Source organism: Pseudarthrobacter sp. NPDC058329 (genome assembly GCF_042879835.1).
Taxonomy (GTDB): Bacteria; Actinomycetota; Actinomycetes; order Actinomycetales; family Micrococcaceae; genus Arthrobacter.
On the sequence record NZ_JBHVZR010000043.1, the window covers coordinates 1 to 1,025 of the forward strand.

Annotated in this window: 1 protein-coding gene; it reads right to left on the bottom strand. The window is 60.1% G+C overall.

The window, feature by feature from the left end:
* A partial coding sequence (locus ACFVYC_RS22315) for a helix-turn-helix domain-containing protein (protein ID WP_387554430.1) occupies positions 1 to 711 on the bottom strand: 711 nt, incomplete at its 3' end.
* Positions 712 to 1,025: the final 314 nt, after the last annotated feature.

A 1,025-nucleotide genomic window follows, 5' to 3' on the forward strand; every position in this document is an offset into this window, starting at 1 on the left:
GTAGAGGGCTTGATAGATCGTCTCTGGGCACACACGCATCTCCGGCAGTTCGGGGAAATCTTCGACCAGCGTGTGGCTGATCTGCTCTGGAGACCAGCGTATGAGCAGTTTCTCTTTCACGTAGTTGCTCAGGTCCGATTCGCCAGCGAGTTTCGCGGTCTTGGGCCGGGCGCGGCGTGAGGCAGCTTGACGTTGCGCCGCATACGGCTGGTAGCCAACGCCCGGGTGGCCGTTACGGGCGATTTCCCGGCTAATGGTTGACGGCGATCGCTGCAACACTGCCGCGATTGAACGCAGCGAAGCCCCAGTGGCGTTCAGGTCCCGGATGGTTTCGCGTTCTTGCAGCGACAGAAACCTCGGATCAATGGGCCGTTCAAGCACCGAGATCGATACAGGCCGGGTCTGCTGGCTTTTGTCGGGGACGGCAGGAAGTGTCGAAGAATCCACATCATGGTTGTAGTGCATTCTCTGTCCAGCTGGATAAATGCGTCGACCGCCGGATTTCCTCACCCCAAGCTCCCACTCCCGTGCACTGCTGCGGGGAACGCCCAGGGCCTTGACCGCATCGCGCCGGCTCAGTCCTTGGTCCCGTAAGCGCAGGTACTCCACCCGCCTGCGATGACTCACCGGTCGGCTGGAAATGCCCGCCTCGCGTGCCCAGCGGAACGCAGTATTTACATTCAGGCTGATCTCAGCTGCCGCAACAGTCACGCTCCCTTCCCGCTCGAGAACGCCCAAGAACTCCCGTTTCTGTTCGGGCGTGTACTTGGCTCTGGCTGCCTGCCGGGTTGATGCGGTGTTCCCGGAAGTGAGGCCAGCCTTGCGGAGCCACTGATAGCAGCTGTTCCGGTTCAAACCCAGTTCTGCCGCGGCCAATGTCGCACTTCCGAGTCGGTCAAAAACCCGGAAGAACTCTTCCCTCTGCTGAACAGTCGATCTCGCGTACTTCCGGGTCTCCGCTGAAACATCGCTTAAATGCGGCACGGTCGTTGCAACTCCCAAAATCTATGGGTGTTGCAACGACC